The 21,714-nt window shown below is 37.1% G+C and carries 21 protein-coding genes; 17 read left to right on the top strand and 4 right to left on the bottom strand.

Annotation, left to right across the window (positions count from 1 at the left end; genetic code table 11):
• Positions 1-862, top strand: an 862-nt coding sequence (locus tag CALSC_RS24400) for a DUF3352 domain-containing protein (protein WP_143288361.1), incomplete at its 5' end; no start/stop codon positions are given.
• Positions 863-963: 101 nt separating this feature from the next.
• Positions 964-1,227 (top strand): DUF6737 family protein, encoded by a 264-nt coding sequence (locus CALSC_RS24395; protein WP_088243814.1) that lies wholly within the window; start codon positions 964-966, stop codon positions 1,225-1,227.
• A gap of 107 nt (positions 1,228-1,334) precedes the next feature.
• Here CALSC_RS24395 and CALSC_RS24390 read toward each other — a convergent pair whose 3' ends face one another.
• From CALSC_RS24390 to petP, 4 genes are all read right to left on the bottom strand, one after another.
• The gene (locus tag CALSC_RS24390) at positions 1,335-1,565 is read right to left on the bottom strand and encodes a hypothetical protein (protein ID WP_088243817.1); all 231 of its coding nucleotides are present in this window, start codon (positions 1,563-1,565) and stop codon (positions 1,335-1,337) included.
• A gap of 148 nt (positions 1,566-1,713) precedes the next feature.
• Entirely contained in the window at positions 1,714-2,733 is a 1,020-nt protein-coding gene (gene chlG / locus CALSC_RS24385) for a chlorophyll synthase ChlG (RefSeq protein WP_088243813.1), read from the bottom strand.
• Between the two features lie 160 nt (positions 2,734-2,893).
• Positions 2,894-3,994 (bottom strand): Get3/ArsA fold putative tail anchor-mediating ATPase NosAFP, encoded by a 1,101-nt coding sequence (locus CALSC_RS24380; protein ID WP_088243812.1) that lies wholly within the window; start codon positions 3,992-3,994, stop codon positions 2,894-2,896.
• A gap of 117 nt (positions 3,995-4,111) precedes the next feature.
• Positions 4,112-4,309, bottom strand: coding sequence for a cytochrome b6f subunit PetP (gene petP, locus CALSC_RS24375; RefSeq protein ID WP_088243811.1), 198 nt, complete (start codon positions 4,307-4,309; stop codon positions 4,112-4,114).
• A gap of 700 nt (positions 4,310-5,009) precedes the next feature.
• Between petP and CALSC_RS24370 the strand changes: the two genes are divergently transcribed.
• The 15 genes from CALSC_RS24370 to CALSC_RS24300 all read left to right on the top strand — a co-directional run.
• On the top strand, positions 5,010-5,777 hold the full coding sequence (locus CALSC_RS24370) for an ABC transporter permease (RefSeq protein WP_088243816.1): 768 nt from the start codon (positions 5,010-5,012) through the stop codon (positions 5,775-5,777).
• The gene (locus CALSC_RS24365) at positions 5,778-6,518 is read left to right on the top strand and encodes an ABC transporter ATP-binding protein (protein WP_088243810.1); all 741 of its coding nucleotides are present in this window, start codon (positions 5,778-5,780) and stop codon (positions 6,516-6,518) included.
• A gap of 114 nt (positions 6,519-6,632) precedes the next feature.
• On the top strand, positions 6,633-7,565 hold the full coding sequence (locus CALSC_RS24360) for an NAD-dependent epimerase/dehydratase family protein (RefSeq protein WP_088243809.1): 933 nt from the start codon (positions 6,633-6,635) through the stop codon (positions 7,563-7,565).
• Positions 7,566-7,577: 12 nt separating this feature from the next.
• Positions 7,578-8,318, top strand: a complete 741-nt coding sequence (locus CALSC_RS24355) for a nucleotidyltransferase family protein (RefSeq protein ID WP_200817740.1) — start codon at positions 7,578-7,580, stop codon at positions 8,316-8,318.
• A gap of 57 nt (positions 8,319-8,375) precedes the next feature.
• Entirely contained in the window at positions 8,376-8,663 is a 288-nt protein-coding gene (locus tag CALSC_RS24350; RefSeq protein WP_143288360.1) for a hypothetical protein, read from the top strand.
• A gap of 7 nt (positions 8,664-8,670) precedes the next feature.
• Positions 8,671-9,651 carry a GHMP family kinase ATP-binding protein gene (locus tag CALSC_RS24345; RefSeq protein WP_088243807.1) on the top strand — a complete coding sequence of 327 codons (981 nt, stop codon included), beginning with the start codon at positions 8,671-8,673 and terminating at the stop codon, positions 9,649-9,651.
• A 53-nt stretch (positions 9,652-9,704) separates the two neighbouring features.
• Positions 9,705-13,535: a glycosyltransferase gene (locus CALSC_RS24340; protein ID WP_088243806.1), complete on the top strand. Its 3,831-nt coding sequence runs from the start codon at positions 9,705-9,707 to the stop codon at positions 13,533-13,535.
• A gap of 226 nt (positions 13,536-13,761) precedes the next feature.
• Positions 13,762-14,973 carry a class I SAM-dependent methyltransferase gene (locus CALSC_RS24335; RefSeq protein WP_088243805.1) on the top strand — a complete coding sequence of 404 codons (1,212 nt, stop codon included), beginning with the start codon at positions 13,762-13,764 and terminating at the stop codon, positions 14,971-14,973.
• A gap of 8 nt (positions 14,974-14,981) precedes the next feature.
• Positions 14,982-15,908, top strand: a complete 927-nt coding sequence (locus CALSC_RS24330; protein ID WP_088243804.1) for an NAD-dependent epimerase/dehydratase family protein — start codon at positions 14,982-14,984, stop codon at positions 15,906-15,908.
• 125 nt (positions 15,909-16,033) lie between these two features.
• Positions 16,034-16,624, top strand: a complete 591-nt coding sequence (gene gmhA / locus CALSC_RS24325; RefSeq protein WP_088243803.1) for a D-sedoheptulose 7-phosphate isomerase — start codon at positions 16,034-16,036, stop codon at positions 16,622-16,624.
• A 31-nt stretch (positions 16,625-16,655) separates the two neighbouring features.
• Positions 16,656-17,231, top strand: a complete 576-nt coding sequence (locus CALSC_RS24320; RefSeq protein ID WP_088243802.1) for a D-glycero-alpha-D-manno-heptose-1,7-bisphosphate 7-phosphatase — start codon at positions 16,656-16,658, stop codon at positions 17,229-17,231.
• A 14-nt stretch (positions 17,232-17,245) separates the two neighbouring features.
• A complete protein-coding gene (locus CALSC_RS24315) occupies positions 17,246-18,418 on the top strand; it encodes a glycosyltransferase family protein (protein ID WP_088243801.1) in 1,173 nt (390 codons plus the stop codon).
• A 44-nt stretch (positions 18,419-18,462) separates the two neighbouring features.
• The gene (locus tag CALSC_RS24310) at positions 18,463-19,620 is read left to right on the top strand and encodes a glycosyltransferase family 4 protein (RefSeq protein WP_088243800.1); all 1,158 of its coding nucleotides are present in this window, start codon (positions 18,463-18,465) and stop codon (positions 19,618-19,620) included.
• A gap of 3 nt (positions 19,621-19,623) precedes the next feature.
• Positions 19,624-20,730, top strand: coding sequence for a glycosyltransferase family 4 protein (locus tag CALSC_RS24305; protein WP_088243799.1), 1,107 nt, complete (start codon positions 19,624-19,626; stop codon positions 20,728-20,730).
• Positions 20,731-21,384: 654 nt separating this feature from the next.
• A partial coding sequence (locus tag CALSC_RS24300; RefSeq protein WP_143288359.1) for an FG-GAP repeat domain-containing protein occupies positions 21,385-21,714 on the top strand: 330 nt, incomplete at its 3' end.

The following is a 21,714-nucleotide window of genomic DNA, read 5'->3' as shown; positions in this document are numbered from 1 at the left end:
CTTAAAATCTATTGTCGCCAGTGTAGGTATAGATGATGCTGGAGTCCGGATGGCAGCTACCTCCACATTAGATCCCCAGTTGAGTAAATTTCAATATAAAAACACTCCTGGAAAGATTATTTCTCGATTTCCTGAAGATACTATTGCCATGATTAGCGGTGAAGGAATTAATCGTTGGTGGTTGGCGATGTTGGAACAGTCCAAAGATTATCCCGAATTTAATCAAACAGTTAATCTTGCCCGCACTCAACTACAACGATTTAATATTAATTTGGATCAAGATGTTTTTAGCTGGATGAATGGGGAGTTTGGGGTAGGAGCCATTCCCGCTAATCAAGGGTTGCTAGCACAAGTGGGATTTGGAGGAGCCTTTGTATTTAATACCAGTGATCGCCAAACTGCTGAAAAGACTCTATCTAAACTGGATAAAATTGTCCAACAACAACAAATAGTTAATGTTGCTCAAACTGATATAGGTGGTAAAAAGATTACTCAGTGGCAGATTCCAAGAGAAGGAGCTTTACTATCTCATGGTTGGCTGGATAAAGATACGGTATTTTTAGCTGTTGGTGATTCTATTGCCAAAGTGGTTGCATCTCCTCAAGGTAAATCCCTAGATCAAAGTGAGGATTTCAAAACTACTACTGGTTCTTTAGCAAAGCCAAATGGAGGCTATTTCTACTTGAATATGGAAAAAACTGTGTCTTTGCTCGAGCGTTTTGCTAGTCTCAGGGGTTCACCAGTTCCACCGGAATTAAATTCTATTCTTAATTCTATTCATGGCATTGGTATGGCTGCTAATAGTCCAGATAAATCTACCTCTGAACTAGAACTTTTGTTCGCTCTCAAAACTAAGGAATAATCCCAAACAAATCTTGTAGTGTAGGCATCTTGCCTGGATTAAGATATAGGGAGCTGTTCGGCTCCCACTACGAAAATTAAGTGGAACAACTATAAGAACCTATGGATATTGAACAATCCCCAACTTCAGCACAACAACCTGTAAGCCCTTGGCAATTCAAACCTTGGTGGTGTCAACCTTGGTCGATTATACTTACTGGCATCACTTTAATTGGTGGTAGTTGGTTAATATTTACAACAATTTGGTTAACCATTCTGGTTGCCATGCCAGTGTTAACTTGGATGGGTTTTTTCTTATTAGTTTGGCCTCAATTGATGATTCGCAGTGGCATGTTAACTGAAAGTCTCAATTCAGAGAAAGATTAGGAATATCTCACAAAGTAATAAGTAAAAAATAATAAGTACAGCACTGAAAAATTAGAGTGCGGATATTGTTGAAGCTCCAAACCGATGAATAGTGAACTTATTACTTATTATTTATTACTTGTGAATTTTTGTTGGTGATCTAAACATCCTATGGCTTCTTCTGTATTGGCAATGGATGGATTTACAGTACACTTGAGGCGGTAATCGTTATTAAAAAAGACACAATTGGAACAAGGAATTTGGTGCATCTGTTTGGCTGTAGTTATGGTGTCCTTTGCCGCAGACCATAAACTCCAAACTACAAGTATGATTAGCCCCCAGGCAAAGATAAATGCCATAGGAGCAAGTAAAGGTCTAATGGCATCAAATAGGTAATACAGTAATTGAAACACGGTACATCCTGGATAAAATTAGATAAATTCTGAGGTGTATTAGGTTCAAGTCCCAATACACCCGATTGTGAAAACTGAAAACTGAAAACTGATATTAAATTCCTGCATGACCAATTGCCAATCCTGCAACCAGCATTCCTAAGACAAGAAATGGTTGGGCACTGGCTTGATATTTAACATCATTCTCCAGGGGATTACGCAGGAAATACATATCCTGGAAGGTAATTTGCGGGATGACCAACAATAGTAAAATTGCCCCGTACAGGTTCTCATGAATGTAGAACAAATAACAAGCGATCGCAGCTTGAAATGTATCTATCATCACTACACAAATCCAAGCAGCAGTTTGTACGCCAAACATCACGGGTAAGGATTTTAACCCGAGTGTTTTGTCCCCTTCCACACTCTTAAAGTCATTGACAACGGCAATTCCCAAGCCAGCCATACTATAAATTAGGGTGAGGACAACTACCTTCCAATTCAGTTCTCCAAACAAAGCGTGACCCGCACACCAAGGTAAGGCGATATAACTAGCACCGAGGGCATAATTACCCAACCAACCGTTCTGCTTCAATTTGAGTGGGGGTGCAGAATAAATATATGCCAAGAATGATCCTAATAAAGCGATCGCAGTTACATTGGGGAAATCATGACCAGCCCACACATCTAAACCATATGCTATACCCAAACCAGCAAAAAGTAAGACAAAAATCTGGGCAATTACCCGTGGTATGGAAATAGCTCCGGAAGGAATGGGGCGATAAGGTTCATTAATTGCATCAATTTCGCGATCGTAGTAATCATTAATGGTTTGGGTATAACCAGTTAACAAAGGACCAGATAGCAACATGCAAGCCAATACCTTGAGTACATTATCCCATGACCAGGTATAGTGACCGGAAGAAGCTGCACCACAAATCACCCCCCACATTAAGGGAATCCAGGTAATTGGCTTCATTAGTTGCAGGTGGATTTTCCACACGGAGGTTTCCCCTGGTGCAGCACCTTTCATGCCTAGGAGTTGCCTAGCTTTAGAACTACCACTTTCATCAGAAATTACTTTTTCCCTAGTTGTGGCTGATTCTAATGGCTGATTAGTCTCGGGTTCAGACATAAGTTAAGAGTTTTGAGTTGAGAGTTAAGAGTGAAGGAGGGAAGGAATAGGGGCGGGGTTTCCGCGCTCGGAGTGAGAGAGGGAAGGAGTGAGAGAGTGAATATTAACTGTCAACTGTCAACTAACAAATAGCAACTATCAACTGTTCACTCTTAACTCCTTAAAGCGAGATTATCAAATAATGATGCTGAAACTTCGCGCCAGTAACAGATTTACCACTCAGAGCAGGGGGTAAAAAGATATTGCGTCGCTGGTCTCCTGCTTCTATAGTTACTTCTGGACCATACTGGGTAAGCTTGATTTGTTTTTTGTCAAATCCAGGCAAAAATAAACTTACCTTACGTTCATGGGCATCAATTTCTATGGGTTTGGGAGCTTGTAATGCTTGTGCTGTAAAGTTAGGTAGGGAATCAATTAGAGCTGAATCATCACTTAAAGATGTCTCTGGAACCACACTTACGGGTAAAGGGGCAAATTCTTCAGAAATATTATCTGTAGTGCCAGAAGATACTAGCATTAAACCACCTACTGTCAAACCCACTTGTTGGGCACTACCCCAAAGATAACGACAAGTAGCAAGTTCCACAGGATCGTTCGTGGATACCAAAAAAGCCGCTACACGTTTGGGATCCGCAACTGCTTCTTTACCCTTTTCCAAAAAGCCGCTAGCTTTATTGGCAGGTTGGGCAAAGTTATCTGCTGTCCAGTTGACATTAAATAAAGTATTAATTAGGGGTTGAATTACGGGGGATTCAGTCAGTGTTTTACCAATATCAGAATTCGTAAATAACTGGCGGAAGCGCCGCATATACCAACTCAGGGAATCTGGCATCCCCAACATCCGCAGGGTAATAGAATCACCAGTTCCATTGTAAATAATGGCATCATACTTGCCACTTTCATCATACTGGCGGATAGCATTGAGTGCTAAAGCACTGTCCATCCCTGGTAATATAGCCAACTCTTGACCATAAACATCTTTGAGGATAGGCGTTTTCAAATATTCCGCTTCTAGTTGCTTAACATCCTCCCAGCTACGCTCCAGCAAAACAGATGATTGTAACTGAACAACTTGTAAATTAGCAGCAATTTCCTGAGGATCGGGACCAACAGGAATACCCAATATAATTGGCATTGCTGGTTCAGCATTACCAGCCAAGAGTACGCGTTTTCCTTGACTAGCTAATAGTTTGGCTGCAGCGATCGCAATTTTTGTCCGATGGGTGCAACCAGTACCCAAAAATGTCAATATCAGGGACATTACGTGACTCCTATTGTGCCGCCTATGTTTTTCAATTCCAACTTAGCACTCGGCTGATAATGGTAGCTTAAGGTAGTTGCCTTGACAACAGTCCTCACCTTTATTGCTGGAGAGATTCTACTGTACTAACTTGATTTCATCCTCAAAAAACCAAGTAGAAAAATTATCTTCTTCAAACACTATCAGCACGCCAACTCCACTACCATCAGTCATTTTGTAGTCTTTAATGACACCAACCTTACCCAATCTTTTGGCAACTTCGCTAGATACGCGATCGCGCAGACGATAAACCTTAACCTTTTGTCCGATTTCCATTTTTTCTTAACAATGCAGTCAACCAAGACTAAGTGTAGCCGAATCGGGTACTCTCTGGTAATTATTACATCTATATTTAGTAGATTATGAATGAGATAAATGAGGATTAGAGTTTTGCTCTCTCTTGAGAGAAACAATCTTCTTGTCTCAAGATTTTTGATATTCTATAGTCTTGGTGCAATAGGCTGGCAATTTTGTTTGCTCTTGACTTGTAACCAGGAATATGGATAATTATCAGGTAATTGTGCTTAGTCAAAGGGAACTAATTGATTAGTTCATTGGTCAGGTTGCTTGAAAATTTGTAAAACAATTAAGCTTTTCCATTTCATGGATGGCACGTACAAACCATAATAAATATGCGATGATAGCACCCCTGCTAGGTCTGATTTTAGGAACGCTGATACTTTTATATACTCTTGTAACTTATACCGGTACTAAATTACTAAAAAACATACCTAGATCCTCCAAACAAGAAGGTAATTTATCTTTAGCAATAGGAAATATTCTGGTAGCATTAGCTCTAATGCTTGGTATTTTAGGCTACTTAAATTATATTAATGCCACTATATTACACAATACAAGAGTATTATTTTTTACATCTGGTATATTTTTAGTTGGATATCAAATTCTTAAATCTGTAAGGTTGAATAATTTTTCTTTTGCCGCTTTCAGATACAAAACTAACTTATCCCGGCGACAAATGCGACGCTATCGGGAATTGTTGTATGTACTGGTATCACGTAATTTAAAAACTCGTTATCGAGGGTCATTTTTAGGGGTTTATTGGTCACTGTTGAATCCTTTGATTATGACTGTTTTATATACAGCGATTTTTGGCACGACCTTTGCATCATATTATGGGAATTCTATCCCAAATTACGTATTGGCTGCATTTACTGGACTAGTTGTGATCAACTTCTTCTCAGCATCTACATCCCAAGCTTTGAGTAGTGTAGTGACTAATGGGGCATTGTTGAATAAAATTAGTCTGCCAGTAAGCATTTTCCCGGTATCAATGGTAGCAGCAAATATATTCCAATTTTCAGTAGGGGCATTGCCATTGTTAGCAGTAATAACTTGGATATATTCAAAAAATATAGTCAATGTTATGGCACTGCTGTTTCCATTTTTAGCCCTAGTTTTAGTGTGTACAGGGATTGGTTTTTTAGTCAGTGCCTTATATGTGTTTTTTAGAGACTTGCCTTATTTTTATGAACTAGTTGTCTTCGTTCTGTGGATTAGTAGTCCCGTATTTTATCCAGCAGCAATTGTTCCCAGCCAGGTAAAAAGATTTTTGGGTTTAAATCCTTTATCATCGATTATTGAAAGCTTGCGTCAAATTGCTTTATCAGCAGCTTTACCCGATTGGGGATTAATTGGCAATGCATTACTCAGTGGCATAATTATTTTGTCATTAGGATGGTTCTGTTTTCAAATGTGGCGTTCTCAGTTCATGGATTTGTTGTAAATGGAAGTCATTCGCTTAGATAGAGTTTCACTTTTAAGACGAACGCAAGAAGAGTTCTCTTATGATTTGAAGAAAACTATTTTGTCATTTTTAGAGGGTAGATACCGTAAAGTTGCCAAAAAATTAGTCCTAGATAGAATTGATTTTGTGGTTAATTCTGGAGACAAGTTAGGAATTATTGGTGCAAATGGTTCTGGAAAATCAACACTTTTAAAAGTAATTTGTGGCATACTACAACCAACGAATGGAACTGTAAGAGTAAAAGGCAATATCGCACCATTAATTGAATTAGGTGCAGGCTTTGATTCGGAAATTTCAGTTACAGATAATATTATTTTTTACGGAGTACTCTTGGGATTTGCCCATGACGAAATGGTGGAAAGAGTACCGGAAATTTTGGATTTTGCCGAATTACAAGATTATGCACTAGTTCCAGTAAAGGCTTTATCCTCTGGGATGACAGCGCGTTTAGGATTTGCGATCGCTACCGATGTACAACCAGATATTTTGATATTAGATGAAGTTTTGTCAGTGGGAGATGAAAGTTTTAAAAATAAATGTAAGCAGAGAATGGATAAATTTTGGAATGAAAATGCAACTATTTTAGTAGTATCCCATGATTTAAATTTTGTGAAACAGTCTTGCCATAAAGCTGTGTGGTTAGATCAGGGGAAAATAAAATTTAGTGGTGATGCGGAAGAGGTAGTAGATTATTACCTTGACTCCGTCAACTATAGTTGAGCCAGTAGATTTTTACATGCAGGGTGTATTCATACTTGAAGTTGTGTACATAAAGTGTTATGTATCATCATGCATCAATAATTTTGATTGTTCCCCATGTATTATGGAGTCTAAATGAAAATACTGATTACTGGAGGAGCTGGTTATATCGGTTCTGTTCTCACACCTACTTTATTGGCTCAAGGCTATGATGTGACTGTACTCGATAACTTTATGTTTCGACAAAACAGCCTAGCTGATTGTTGTCAATACGAAGGTTTTCAAGTTGTCAGGGGGGATTGCCGGGATGAGGCAGTAGTTAAAGAACTTTTATCAGATGCTGATGTAATTATTCCCCTAGCAGCATTAGTTGGAGCTCCTCTGTGTCAGAAAGATAAGATTTCGACTCAAACTACTAACTTCGAGGCAGTAAAAATGCTCTGTAGTTTAGCTAGCAATGACCAGAGAATTTTAATGCCAGTTACAAATAGCGGCTACGGAATTGGTGAAGCCGGAAAATTTTGCACTGAAGATACACCTTTGCGTCCTATTTCTCTTTATGGTGTGACAAAAGTAGAAGCAGAGAAAGCAGTACTAGAAAGAGAAAATAGTATTACTTTCAGACTAGCAACTGTGTTTGGCATGTCCTCACGGATGAGAATAGATTTACTTGTGAATGATTTTGTCTATCGTGCTGTACATGACCGAGCCATATTAGTTTTCGAGGGACATTTTAAGCGTAATTATATCCATATCCGTGATGTTGCCAAAGTATTTTTACACGGAATTAAAAATTTTGAAAAGATGCAAGGTAAACCCTACAATGTAGGGCTAGAAGATGCCAATTTATCCAAGTTGGAGCTATGTGAGGAAATTAAGAAGCACTTACCCAAGTTTGTCTATATTGAAGCACCTATTGGCGAAGATCCAGATAAACGGGACTATATTGTTTCTAATGCCCGAATTCTCAATACAGGTTTTGAACCGGAATGGTCTCTTAACCGAGGCATTAAGGAACTAATTAAAGGCTATACAATTCTGCGTAATAGCCTTTACTCTAATATTTAGTTGAGCAAGCCAATGTCAGGAGAAATAAATGATGTTATAGCTGTAATTTTAGCTGGTGGCTATGGCACAAGAATTAAACACTTATTGCATGGCGTACCTAAACCTATGGCATCAGTAGCTGGCAAACCTTTTTTAGAATGGGTTGTGCGTTATTTAGGTATCCAGGGAATTACTAAAGCCATCCTGTCAACAGGTTATCTGGCGGAGGTTGTAGAACAACATTTCCAAAAACAACCTGTAAATGGAGTTCAAATCAGTTGTTGTCAGGAAAAAAATCCTTTGGGTACAGGGGGTGGTTTTCTCAACGTAGTCCATCAAATTACTGAACCACCAAAAGCATGGTTGGTACTAAATGGTGACTCTTTAGTTTTTGCTGATTTTACTTCATTCATAACCCATCTAGCTGAAGAAAAAGTAGATGGAGTAATTTTGGGCTTGGCTGTGAATGACACTTCTCGCTATGGTTCCCTGGTATGTGATGAGCAAGGTTACTTAGTTGGTTTTCAAGAAAAGCGTCCAGGTTCAGGAGTTATTAATGCAGGAGTTTATTTGCTGCGCCACTCTTTGTTAAAGGAATTTCCCCATGCTTCACCATTAAGTTTTGAACATGAAGTTTTTCCTGCTTTACTTGGCAAAGGTACTCGTTTAAAAGTGCATACTGTGCAGGCTCCTTTTCTGGATATTGGTACTCCTGAATCTTTGACTGAAGCAGAAAATTTCGTGGAACAAAACTATAGTAGATTTAAGGTTTAATTTTTAATGGTGTACTCAAATGTGAAGAAAATATTTCCCAGGTATATACGCACTTTTTTGCGAGATTTAGATGGTGCCTATCAAGAGCGATTAAGGGAACTTGATTTAAAAAATCAGTATATAGAAGAATTAAAAAATTACATTCAAGAGCTAGAAAAAAAATCTCAAATAACAGAAAAATTGAATATATCCGATGATGACTATGAAACCCTCTGTCAAGGAGGACTTTTTGTTATTGGTAGTGCTAGAAGTGGAACATCGATACTATATGAATTTTTAAATCTTTCCCAAGATATATTTTTACTAGGCGAAGCTAATTTACAGTCAAAAAATATTATGAAGTAATAAACATATGCTTATTTCTCGCGCACCAGTTAGAATTAGTTTTTTTGGAGGAGGTACCGATTATCCCGAATATTTTCTGCATCATGGTGGAGCTGTTTTAGCAACAGCAATAGATAAATTTTCCTATGTTACTGCTAGTCCATTTCCTAGTCATCTATTTGATTACTCTATGAGAGTTTCTTATCGCAAGGTAGAATTAGTCAAAAATATAGAGGAAATAGAGCATAATGTCTATCGGGAATGTTTGAAGTTTTGCGGCTTAGAGAAAGATATTGAATTGCACAATGTTGCGGACTTACCAGCATTTACTGGTTTAGGTTCTTCTTCTACCTTTACAGTCTCTTTGCTACATGCTTTGCATAGTTTTAAAGGTGAATTTGTCAGACCAGTTGATTTAGCTTATGAAGCAATTTATGTAGAGAGAAATTTGATTAAAGATCAGGTAGGATGCCAAGACCAAGTAATGGCAGCTATGGGTGGTTTTAACTTAGTTGAATTTAGGACTGAAGAGGATATTATAGTTAACCGCGTACCTATATCACCCAAGCGTTTAGAAGAGTTTGAGCAGCATCTTTTTATTGTGTTTACAGGTATTAGACGTAAGGCTGCGGATGTTGTCGTCAAACAATTAAAGAAAGTAGCAAGTAATACAAATACTTTAAAAGATATGCGGGCTATGGTAGATAAAGGCTGGGATATTCTGACATCAAATAGACAATTGTCTGAGTTCGGCGAATTATTACACAGAGCATGGATAGCTAAGAGGAGCCTTGATAGTTGTATTTCTAATCAAGAAATTGATCAAATCTACCAGTTGGGCATAGACTCAGGGGCATTAGGTGGCAAATTATTAGGAGCAGGGGCTGGTGGTTTTATGCTGTTTTTTGCGCCGCCAGAATTACATAGTAATTTGCAACAAGTATTTGAAAATCATCAAATTTTGCATGTGAAACTAAATGCACCTGGTTCTCAGATGATTTTTTCCTAAAAAAGACAGAGATTGATGCTTTGCAGTTAAAAGTTTTATAGAAGGATTTACTTATGAATAAATTCATTATTATAGATCATTCACTCAGGGATCTACAGGGACATCATTATGAGTATGATGTTTCAGTTGCTGAAGCTGCGGCACGTCTTGGGTATGAACCGATAATTGTTTCTCACAAATCATTTCCCAAACAATTACAACCAAAAAATATTAGAGTTATCCCAAAGTTTACCAAAGCTTGGCTAGGAGATAGCCTAATTAATAATAGTCTATTGATATTCATATTCAAACATTTAATTAAAACCTCTAACATTTCAAAAGCACTATTAGATTTTAGGCAAAACATTATTGCAGGATTAAAAAACTACTACATATTTCTGGTGGTGACAACTCCCTATCTGCGAAATACATGGGACAAGTTAGCATCGATAATTTTAGAATTACCCCTGGCGCTAAAACATGATATTAGAAAAATAATTTTCCCTTTTAAAAAGATAATTATTCCTTTTTTTGTAATTACTCAAATTTTATGGCGTTTGCTTCCTGTCAAGACATTGACGTGGTCAATTAAAACAGTCCTGAAGATATTCAGAGAAATTTATAACATTCTCAAAGCACAAATCCGCAAAGTTTTGCGCTGGGTTCTAGGAGTGGGCAAACCAGTATTTGCCATTACCTTAGGAAAGGCTATAAAAAAAATTAAGGTGACTTCAGAAGATCAAGTATTTATCCATACCCTGAGTATTGAACAACTGGAAGAAATTCTTAATCTTCTGAATACTTGCGATCACAAAACAACACCACATTTCCACATTTTACTGCGTCGTGACTGCAACGAACCAATAGTTACCCTGGCAAAAGGTATTGGCTTGCAGGCATGTCTCAACAGATTTTATGATTTTCAATTGTGGCCAGAAATAGTTACTTTCTATACAGATACAGATGAACTGACACAACAGCATGATGCTTTAAGTCCAATCCGCTTCATAACTGCTCCCATTCCCTTCCGACACGAACAGCTAAAGGAACGTTCACAACCTAAAATGTTTCCGGAACCGATTAATATTGTCTACTTGGGTGATGCGCGAACAGAGAAAGGCTATCAGTATTTGCCAGAATTAGTTGATGCTTTATGGTTAACTCACATACAGCCAGGAAAGGTAAAATTTACTATCCAATCAAACTTTAACCTTGCTGATGGTGAGCAGGGTATACGTGAGGCTTGTCTAAAACTAGAACAATATCCTTCTAGCAAAGTTTGTCTAATCAAGGAACCCATGCCTCCTGAAACTTACTATGGGGTGCTAGCGGATGCAGATATTGTTGTGATTCCTTATCTACCAGACTGCTATGCGGTACGTAGTTCAGGTATCTTGGTAGAGTCCCTTGCTGCTGGGAAGCCAGTAGTTGTTCCTGCAGGTACCTGGATGGCAAAACAGGTTGATAATTCAACAGCAAGGATTTATAGTTCACCAAAAGAGCTCCCTGATGTAGTCAGCAAAATGATCACAAACTTTGATCAATTTACCGAAGCTGCATTATTGTACCGACAACAGTGGCGACAGAAACATTCTCCAGATGCTCTAGTAAAGTGCCTGACAGCAAGAGATTCTTTGATTAAATTTTCATCAGTAAAAGAAGAACCATCAATTCTTTATATTATAGATGCTCATTCAATTGTAGATAAAACTGGTTCGGGACAAGTAGCTAGAAATCAATTGCAGTATTTATCTCGCTGTGGTTATCGTGTCTATGGAGTGTTCTTTTTTAATGATCCAAAGCTGAGTGATGAAGATTTTGCTCAGAGGATAGCAATAGCAAAAAATGTCCTTGATAACTTTGACTTGATTGAATCTTGGTTTCTCAGATATAAATTTCCCTTCACTCTCAATGCTAGCAAGAGTCTTGAATATATCATTTCCCATAAACATAATACTCTCACTTTAGAATTAGAACTCTGGGGTCGTTCCTATTTTGATATACCAAGTTCTTTGAAAAATTTTCTGAATTCCCATAAAATAGATGCCGTTCTTCTAAATTATATTTCTAACTGGTCAATTTTAAAAAAATTAGGATTAGAAAAATGTCCAGTAATTTGTGAAATGCATGATGTCCAATCCCATCAATATGCAATCTACAACAATCGGCAAATAGATAACAAAGAGTTTAAACTAGAATGTCAACTTCTTGATCAATGCACAGTTGTCCTAGCTAATAATCTCAAAGAACTAGAAAAAATCCAGGAACTAGTCCACAAACCATCATTACTTCATATACCTTACATTGGACGTTTGACACCTCCTGAAGATAGTGATTTAGCTGATTGTTTAAATTTGGCAGACGTTTTGAGTATCAGTGGTTCTGAGCGATGCCAAGATATTGAACAAAATAACCGATTGCAGCAAGAATCTTCACTAGATTTATTATTTGTGAGTTCACATCATGCACCAAATATTTACTCTTTGAAGTGGTTTTTCCACAACATTTATCTGCCTTATTTAGCAGATAAAGGTGTTACCTTGGCGATCGCAGGTAATATTATGAATATGGGAGACTTGAATGATATTAATCATCCCCAAGTATTTATAACTGGTGTTGTAGAAAATTTGCGTCCTTTGTATGCAGCAGCAAAATTAGTAATTTTACCTGTAAAAATGGGTGCGGGATTCAATATTAAAACTATTGAAGCGTTATCAATGGGTAAACCAGTTGTTGCGAGCAGCATGGCATTACGAGGTATTAATTTTGACCGAGATATTTTTCCCGTATTTGACAATCCGGAAGATTATGCCCAGCGAATATTGAAATTACTTGCTAATCCAGAACTCCGACTGGAACAGGCTAGATTGGGATTTGAGATGATTCAGGGGCAATATGATCAGACAAGCTTTGATTCAGCAATGAATGAAGCTTTTACCCATGTATTAGAGGAAAAGAAACTCACCCCATCGCCATCAGAAACTACTAATTGGGAACCATGTCTGGTTGAGTGGTCTTCTGAACTCCAGAGATTAAATCAAATGATGAAGGATAACTTATCATCGCAGGATTTGATTGATCATCAAATGAGCCATGAATCAATTATAACTTCTCCAACAGAAACTTTTCAAATAAAGCCACAGCATACTCAACATTTGCTAGTGCCTATTGATCACCCTAAAGTGGTTCAACCAAATTCTTCTGAATATAGATACTCACATGTTGAGGCTATTTTTGCAAATAATCTTGCATATATCGAGCAAAATCTATCAAAGATTATAAATTGGTTTACAACTGAAGGACTCACTACTGTACCAAGTGAGCAAACCGATGATTTTAGTCCTTTTTGGAATAATGGTTATTTTAACGGAGATGATGCCCGTATTGCATATTCAATGGTTTGTGAGTACAAACCAGATATAATTTTGGAGATAGGAAGTGGAAATAGCACTAAGTTTTTCAGAAAGGCTATACAACAGGTAAAAACTCCAACTTCAATTATCTCCTTAGATCCAGAACCTCGAGCTGAAATAGATGCGATTTCTGATCAAGTTTTGAGACAAAGCGTTTTAGAAATTGACAAAAATATATTTCAGAGTCTGAATGAAAATGATATTTTATTTTTTGATGGCAGTCATTTAGTTTTCAACGGCACAGATACTACCTACTTTTATTTAGAAATTCTTCCACTAATTAAAAAGGGTGTTTTAGTTCACATACATGACATTATGCTTCCTTCGGAGTATGATGATGAATTCACACGCAGACAATATAATGAACAATATATGCTGGCTAATTTGTTACTAAATAGTTCAGAATGGAAGCCGATGTTACCAGTTTTTTATATGTACCAAAAAGGTTTATTAAAAGATGGAGGTGTTTCATTCTGGATGACAAACAAGTAACAAGCAAAAATTTGAACAAGCAATTTTTCTGTTGATAATTATTGTGTACTCATAAACTCAAACTAATTGATTTTTTTTCAATTCTGAATTATGGCGATTCTGTTTAGGTTATGAACAAATAAAAATTTGTAAATCAATATTTATGAAGGTTCCTTGTTCATATCCTATTGCAGATACCTACACAATGAACAGTTTCTCTACTTCTAATTAGCATTCTCAAGAAATCATGAATCTTACCAGGTGTCGCGTCTGTGACTCAACTAACCTAGAACTTACTATCGATCTTGGCTCCCAACCTTGGTGCAACCACTTCCTCAAACCAGAAGAAGTAGGTAAGGAACCATTCTATCCCCTCCGTGTTCTTTACTGTCATGATTGCGGAACAGTTCAGCTAGATTACACAGTCACAAAAGAAATCATGTTCGGTGATCACACTTACCTTTCTGGTGTGACAAAATCCCTCAGCGAACACTTTAAATCAGTTGCTCAAGAAATTGACACGAGATTTTTTTCAGACACCAAAGGTAAATCTGTTCTTGACATCGGTTCCAATGATGGAACTCAACTCAAGCACTTCCAAGCACTCGGTTACGATGTTTTAGGAGTTGAATCTTCAAAAACCACCGCCAAAATTGCCAATGATGCAGGTGTCCCTACCCTGAACGAATTTTTTAACTTGGATGTAGTCCAGGGACTGAACCGTAAATTCCACGTTATCAACGCTGCTGGTGTCTTCTTTCATCTAGAAGAATTACATTCAGTCACAGAAGCTATCCGGGAGGCGTTAGAAAATGATGGTGTCTTTGTTGTCCAGTTTCTTTACATGAAACGCATTGTAGACAACCTTGCCTTTGACCAGATATACCATGAGCACCTGCTCTACTACAACCTGCAAACCATTGAAGTCCTACTGAATCGTCATGGACTTTCAATGTTTGACGCTTATCTATCCCCCATTCATGGAGGTTCCATCATTGGCTTTGTTACTCATAAGGGTAAGCAAGCAACAAGCACCAGACTGCAAACTCTCCGCCAAGCAGAAGTAGAGGAAAAAAGTAATGAATTGTCAACCTACCAGGAGTTTGCGCGGCGGATTGAGCGCATGAAGCAAGAAAATATAGCTTACCTAGAAACTGCTAAACAACAAGGTAAGAAAATTTTCGGTTTTGGTGCACCGGTTAAAGGTAATACAATGTTAAATTACTTTGGTGTTGGTACCCAATATATTACTTATTTAGTAGAAAAAAACGAATTACGTCGAGGATTATATTCTCCGGGGATGCATATTCCCATAGTGATTGAAAAAGAGCTAGAGGAATTACCGGATATTTATTATGTCCTTGCTTGGAACTTCAAAAAAGAAATTCTGGTCAATAATCAACACCTAGTTAATCAAGGAGTTGAATTTTACTTCCCCGTTAATCCAACAGAAATTTAAATTTGAACATGAAAATCCTTGTTACTGGTGCAACAGGCTTCCTGGGTACTTCTCTTTGCTCAAAACTGCAAGAGCAAGGACATGAGCTAGTTCGCTTAAATTCCCAAAACTGCGATCTCACCCAACAAGACTCTCTCCCCCAATTTAACCATCATACCTACGATCGCATCTACCACCTTGCTGCTTGGACTCAAGCCGGTGATTTTTGCATTTATCATCCAGGGGAGCAGTGGATTATTAATCAGCATATTAATACAAACGTTTTAGCTTGGTGGCAAAAGTATCAGCCCCAGGCTAAGTTAATTTGTATGGGTACTAGCTGTGCCTATGCACCGGAACAAGAGCTGGTAGAAGAGAATTATTTAACTGGACTACCCATAGAAAGCCTTTTTACCTATGCCATGACCAAACGGATGCTGTATGCAGGACTGTTGGCATTGGCAAAGCAATTTGGTCTGAAATATCTCTGTTTAGTACCCTCAACCCTTTACGGTTCAGGATACCACACCGATGGACGGCAAATGCATTTTATCTTTGACCTGATTCGCAAGATTATTCGCGGTAAGCTCTACGGAGAACCAGTTATTCTCTGGGGGGATGGGTATCAATCTAGAGAGCTAGTATTTCTTGACGATTTTGTGAATATCGCCCTTAAATTGACCGATACAGTGGACAATGATCTAGTCAACATTGGTGCTGGCAAAGAGTTTACCATTCGCCACTTTGCCAAACTAATTTGTGAGCGGGTGGGATATGACTTTAATCTGATTCAATTCGATACTACACGTTATGTAGGAGCTAAATCAAAATGTTTGGCTGTGACTAAACTGAAACAATATATACCTGATTTGACCTTAACTCCTCTAGAAATTGGATTAACAAAGACAATCGATTGGTTTGAAACAGAGCAAGAAAAATTACTATATAGCAGTTAACAATTAATTGCTCTTATTGCTCATGATTGACAAGCAATAATTGAGGAAGTAGAGTGTTACAAATCAATTTTAATTCCTACTAGAGTCATAATAATGAACAATATGTTTTCTATCAAGGAGGAAACTTGGAATACTGGATTCAAGAAAGAATTAATTCTATAGAAGAAGCATTTACCCCAGATTACTGTAGTTCGATTCAGTTAGTTGTTAATCTAATTTTAGAACGTTTCCAACAGGGGTACACTTTATTTATCTGTGGTAATGGTGGTTCGGCTGCTGATGCTCAACATATTGCAGCAGAATTTGTGGGACGTTATTTGGTGAGTCGCAAAGGCTTACCAGCTATAGCTCTTTCCACCAACCCTGCAACCCTAACAGCTTGGTCTAATGATCACGAATTTGAAACTATTTTTTCCCGACAAGTAGAATCCTTAGGTAAGCCAGGAGATATGTTGTGGGGAATTTCTACTTCTGGTCAATCAAAAAATGTGATTCGTGCCTTAGAATCAGCCCAGAAATTAGGATTAAATACCATCGGCATGGCAGGTAATAGTGGTGGTATGCTGTGTGAGATGGTTGACTGTCCTTTATTTGTTCCAGAAAAGCATACTCCTTATATCCAAGAAATTCATTTAATTACCTATCATCGGATTTGTGAACAAGTAGAATCACAAATATTTGCTCACACAAGTTTTAGAGATGAATTGAGTGTTTAAGATACTGTGATAAGAAAACGCTCCTCATATTATGTTATACACAGTTGATATTGACTATAATTCTCAACCCAATAAAGCTCTATTTCTAGATCGAGATGGAGTAATCATTGAGTATGTTCCCTATCTCCACCATCCAAATCAGGTCAAAATTCCCCAAAGTGCAGGTCAATCTTTAAAAAGTTGGCAAGATGCGGGTTATTTATTGATTGTAATTACTAATCAATCTGGTGTTGGTCGTGGCTACTTTACTATTAAAGATGTGGAAGCTGTACACAGAAAAATGTGCCAGGAATACGAAAGATTTGGGGTGTATTTTCATGATATTTTTGTGTGCCCTCATCATCCATCAGATAATTGTCAGTGTCGCAAACCATCACCCTATATGTTACTGCAAGCAGCAGAAAAGCATTTAGTAGAAGTTTCACAGTCATTCTTTATTGGAGATGCACTCAGCGATATAGAATGCGGAATTCAGGCTGGTTGTAATTCGGTACTTTTATTAACTGGTATAGGAAAAAATACAGCCCAAAATTTGACAAACTATCACACTCCAATTCCTATTTTTAGTGGATTGCCAGAAACATTAGAATTACTAAAATCTCCATAGATTTATATATAAAAATGGCTAAAGAAGAGACAGGAAAAATCAATATAAATTTAGTCTCCTTTATTCCCAATCTTGTAGGTATGGAAGCTCATGTTTTGCCTTATCATCAGTCCGTTACTCAAGCAGCAAATATGATTAATTGGCAGCACATAGTCATTTTCGCTCCTCATCCATCAGTTAAAGAATTACCTAGTAACTGGATTCCTTGCTTGAGTACTAATGATTTGGAACTAGATGGCAATTTGCTCCAGAAAATCACTAAAATTATCAGTGCTTTTAAATTAGGAAGGAATGGGGCTAATTATTTGCGCCATCAAATTTTAAATAGTTCTGAACACACAATAATTTTCTTAGAAAGATTTATACATTTACAATTATTAGCTCTGGTATTTACCTTACTCTTTATTCCCACAGAAAAAATACATGTTTGGCTCCTTTATCGTCGAGATACCCACAAAGCTAAAACTAGATTTATCTACAAGTTTTTAAACAACATCATTAAACGAATTATCCGCCCTTATAGATTGCAGCTACTCACAGACAGTGAATTACTAAGTAAATCTTTATCAAACTATTTTCAAGAGCCTGTAATGGTAATGCCAATTCCCCATACAGATTTGATAATTAGTGATAGTTTTGTAGATAAAAATGATCAGATTGTCTGCTGGTTACCTGGTTACTTACGACCAGAAAAAGGCCTAGAAGTGATGAAATCTTTGGTTAATTGTATAACCAAAGAAGCTAAAAAAATAAGTTTTGTTGTAGCTAAAAGTTCTGGACTAACATCTGGTGTAGATGGAGTCCAGATTGAATTAATTAAAAATAATTTGACGCGGTCAGAATATTCCCAATGGCTAATGACTTGCGACATAGTTTTAATGCCCTATGATTGCAAGGCATATGGTGAACGGACATCAGGTATATTTACTGAATGTGTGATGGCAGGAAAGATTCCCATAGTTACTCAAAATACTTGGATGGCAAACGAGTTATACAAGTATCATCTGGAAGAATTAGCAATAGAATGGGAAGATACAACACAAGTTATACTAACAATATTAAAAGTATCCCATGAACCTAATATCAAGACCAAGATTGCAAGTATGCAAAAACAATACGAGAAATTTCATAATATAGAGAGCTTCTCCCAAAAAATGAAATTTATTTTTGAACAGTCATGTAGTTAGGCAATATTTGATACTATTAATTAACCATATGTGTAACATAAATCATGTTTAAAGTTGTAGTTGATGCAACACCTCTGAGACCAAAACCCAGTGGTATAGGCATTTATGTATATAATTTAATTAATAACCTTGCGAGCCTAGAAGATAGAGAAAATTTTCAACTTGGTGTTTACTACCAACCAGCTTTGAGGAACTGGCTCAAGTTGAATTTCTCGACCCCAGAAATTCTCAAGCAATATTCTTCCGTTCATCTAGTACCTATACCAGTTACATTTACAAATTTATTATCTAGATATCCTAATCCGATTATTCCTTATTTTGAACGCAATTTAGGAAAACCTGATATTGTTCATGGTACAGATTATGTAGTTTATCCTTGCGAGCATAGCTTGCAAGTAATGAACATTCATGATGTTACATATATTAAATATAATAATTATACTAGTTCAATTGTCAAAACATATATAGGGCGTATTAAACAATCTTTGAAAAATACAAGTTTAATATTGACAATTTCCCAAAGTTCTAAAAAAGATATTATTAAATATTTTGATGTCGATCCTAACAGTGTCTATGTCACTCCCCTAGCCAGTCGCTATCATGGGAATTATCTATCATCTGCAGATAGCTGCAATCTAGAAAAGGAAGCTAGATATAATTTCTCTCAACCTTATATACTCTTTGTCAGTACTATAGAACCAAGAAAAAATATCAATTCAATAATTGATGCCTTTAATTTCTTAAAACAGAAATATAAAATTCCCCATCACTTAGTATTAATAGGTAAAAAAGGCTGGAATTATCAACCAATATTTGCTGCACTTGAAAATTCTCCTTGGAACCAGCAAATTCATCATCTTGATTACTTATCTGATGAATTAGTCGCTTTATTCTACTCAAAAGCAGATGTATTCGTTTATCCTTCTCACTATGAAGGATTTGGTCTTCCTGTATTAGAAGCAATGACTTTAGGTGCTCCGGTTGTCACGGCTAATACTTCTTCACTACCAGAAGTTGTAGGAAATGCAGCTTTACTAATTAACCCCAATGAACCAATTGAACTAGCTGAAGCTATATTAAAAGTAGTGAGTGATTCTCAGTTACGTCAAGAATTAGTTAGAAAAGGGCGGGAAAGAGCAAAATTATTTTCTTGGGAAAGAACAGCCAGAGAAACCCTCAATGCTTATAGAAGTATTCTTTAATCAATGCATACTATATCACACAATTCATGTTGTAATCACCCGATAATCAACCTATCGATTTTATTTTCCCAGCCTACAGGTATAAGTAACTATGCTCAGAATCTAGTTCCTTACCTCAAAACTCTGAATCCAACTCTATTAACTACCCTCAACTTCCCCGAATTTAATTGCTATCCAGTACCTGCAAATTTAACACCAGCACAAGGTACAAAAGGACATTTTAACCGCTTGCTGTGGACACAATTTCAGTTGCCACAGATCTATCGAAAACTAAAATCTCATCTTTTATTTTCCCCCATTCCAGAAGCACCCCTTTATAGTAACTGTCGCTACGTGGTGATGGTTCATGATTTAATTCCCTTACGCTTTCCCAAATCCTTTTCACCCCTGACACCTTACTTTCGCTATTACATCCCCCAAGTATTAGCACAAGCGCAACACATTATCTGTAATTCCCAAGCCACTGCTCAGGATATCACCGATTTTTATCACATACTCCCCAGTAAAATTACAGCCATTCCTTTAGCACATGACCCTAATCATTTTCGTCCCCTAGATAAAACAGAAAATTCCCCTTATTTCCTCTATTTGGGAAGACAAGATCCTTATAAAAACTTACAAAGACTAATTACCGCATTTGCTGCACTACCACGTCGGAATGATTACCAACTCTGGCTAGCAGGACCAACAGATAAACGCTATACTCCTCTTCTCAAGACTAAAGTTGCAGAACTCGGCATTACCGAGCAGGTGAAATTCCTCAACTATGTACCTTACAGGGATTTACCTCAAATCATTAATCAAGCACTAGCTCTTGTTTTTCCTTCTCTCTGGGAAGGTTTTGGCTTTCCCGTTCTAGAAGCAATGGCTTGTGGTACTCCAGTTATTACCTCCAATATCTCCTCTCTTCCGGAAGTTGCTGGTGATGCAGCCATTCTCATTAATCCCTATAATACTGGGGAAATTACAGAAGCAATGAATGCAATTGCTACTGACAGACAATTATGCGATCGCCTTTCTGTTGCAGGTATTCACAGGGCAAAACAATTCACTTGGTCAAAAACAGGAAAAGCTACCACCGAACTTTTATTATTTTACGGCAAAAATTAAGTTTATTGTCATAGCAGAATCAATATTTATTGTGAACAAAAAAATTTGGTATCATTAAGGTGTAATCAAACTCAAAAAAAAGCTGGATATCTTACTTAAGATATGTCTTGAGATTCTAGCTTTGTTCTTTTACTGGAGGAAGGAATTAATTTAGTTATATTCACAACAAGCATAACTTTGATTAAGAAGTTGTAAGAACTATAAGAAAGAATGTAAAAACGACTTGATAAAACATGCTATTTCACTAGAGTAAACCGGATTTAAACATTATTATTGTTGAGAGAAGAGGATTTCAAACCTTCTTCCCATAAGGGTTTAGGGATTATTGTTCTGATTACAAATGCTCTACTCTAATCAATAAGTTATGTAGTTGATTTTTACATAATTCTTAACAACACAGTGATTAGTATAGTTCGTGTATTGCCCCTCAAGCTATACAAATCTTTACAAGATGTTGAAGAGTTCATAATCTTGTTATGAATTGCCTAGAGTAATACAGCAGATTTCAATTTGGTGAGGTACAGAATACTATCAAATTATAAGGTTGTTGTTTTCCTGATCCTGTAACTCATTAAAACTGGAAAACGCTGTCATTTGAAACTTCCTCCAATTATTTATAGTTTTGCAAAAGACTAATAAGGGGAGTCTAAAATTATGCTATATCAAGATTTCAACGGTGATGGCAGAGCTGACATTTTATGGCGCAATTCTAATACTGGTGAGAACTACCTATGGATGATGAATGGTACTACCATCATTCGTGGAGGTTCTTTATTTACGGTGAATGCTTCTGGTTGGTATGTCGATGAATTAGGGGATTTCAACGGTGATAACAGAGCTGACATTTTATGGCGCAACTCTAGCACTGGTGAGAACTACATGTGGATGATGGATGGTAATACCATCATTGATTCAGGTTCTTTAAATACGGTGAATGCCTCCGGTTGGTATACCGATGAAGTTGGGGATTTCAACGGTGATGGC

The organism is Calothrix rhizosoleniae SC01, from assembly GCF_900185595.1.
GTDB lineage: Bacteria > Cyanobacteriota > Cyanobacteriia > Cyanobacteriales > Nostocaceae > Calothrix_A > Calothrix_A rhizosoleniae.
The sequence above is the reverse complement of the archived record's forward strand: the minus strand, read 5'-3'. Positions and strand labels throughout refer to the sequence as shown.